The sequence below is a fragment of the Fibrobacter sp. genome (assembly GCA_024398965.1).
In the GTDB taxonomy this organism is placed as follows: domain Bacteria; phylum Fibrobacterota; class Fibrobacteria; order Fibrobacterales; family Fibrobacteraceae; genus Fibrobacter.
In genome coordinates, this window is sequence record JAKSIF010000143.1 from 1 (window position 1) to 1,476 (window position 1,476).

At 44.7% G+C, this 1,476-nt stretch carries 1 protein-coding gene; it reads right to left on the reverse strand.

Annotated features, from left to right (window positions below):
* Window positions 1-1,139, reverse strand: a 1,139-nt coding sequence (locus MJZ26_15160; GenBank protein MCQ2107114.1) for a site-specific integrase, incomplete at its 3' end; no start/stop codon positions are given.
* Between the last annotated feature and the right edge of the window lie 337 nt (window positions 1,140-1,476).

The window sequence follows — 1,476 nt, forward strand, 5'->3', positions numbered from 1 at the left end:
TCCTCCTTCTTCTTATCTACGATTTTCGCATAGATTTCAGTGGTCTGAATGTTGGTGTGACCCATCAACTTGCTTGTGGTGAACAGGTCTGCGCCAAGTGTCAGCATCATTGTGCCGAAGGTGTGACGTGAACAGTGGAAACTGATGTGCTTCTCTACACCTGCTGCCTCTGCCCATTTGCGAAGGGCTCTGCCTATGACGGTCTGGGTCGTTGGTATATCAAAGAAGGGAGTTGTTATTCCCTTTGGTTTTGGTAACCAACGCTTTGCCTCTTCCGAGAGTGGGATGATGACAGGTTTCTCAGTCTTCTGCATTTCCATGTCAATGTACTCGCCCTTTCCGTCAGGAGTCTTGAAGATATGAATCGGTGCAAGTTTGTACATGTCACTGAGTCGCAATCCAGTGAAACAAGCAAAGATGAAGGCTTGCTTGACCTCTGGGCGATAACTGTCGGTTGCCATGAGGGCTTTAAGTTCCTCAATGGTAAGGTATTCCTTCTTGCCATCCTTGGGCTGAATGCGCTCCTTGGCATCCAGTTCCTTCATTGGATTGTTTCGGATGATACCTTGACGGACGGCATTGTTGAGAGTAGTCGAGAACATACCGAGGTAACGGCTTGCCGTGTTCTGACTGATAGGTCTTGGCTCAATGTACTTGCAGTGTGAGTTTGGGAAGGTGCGAAGGAACTTCACATACCCACGGCAGAAATCAGCATTGACCTCTTCAAGGGTGATAAAGGTCTGATTGGACTCTTCAAGATATTTCTCCACGGTGTGAAGCATTTCAACACGACAATGGAGGGTTGACTTCTTGGTGCTGACTCCACCTTCACAATACTTCTTGATCCATCCTGTCAAGAGTTGTGAACCCTGCTTGACGGTTTCCCAGTCTTGCACTCCGTGACCATGGAGAGCCTTGATGCGCTCTGCCTTGATACGTTCTGCGACTGCCATCGTTTCCTTGTTCTGCTCCTTGCAGAGTGGATTGACCTCAGGAATGATGTAGAGTTTCAGATACTCATACTTCCTGACTCCCTTCCAGTAGATGTCAAGATAGATACTCTTATTGCCATCTGCGAGAGGTTTGAGACGAATCTTAATCGGCTCCTTCAGTTTGACTTGTTTCTTTGGTCTTGCCATGCTTGTATATTTTTTATTGGTAATTTACTCCCGAAAGAAGGGAAAATGAATTTTGCAGAGGGTCTGCGAGGTTTGGGCTTTTCGGATGCTGATATATCGTTTCTGCATCGTGATTATGCCCTTGAAAGCATGTGCAAAGATATGAAAATCAAGCCATATATGAGAAACAAATCAGAAACAAAAATCATTTTATTATATCTTTTTAAGAGTCGGTTGAGCAAGAATCGGAAAATTCAAAAATTCGCTTATTCGCTTGATACTAAGCACTTTATTTGTCACTTCCTTTCTTATCCTTTCCAACCAATTTTGGAGGACTAAGATATTCTTGACATCCTGC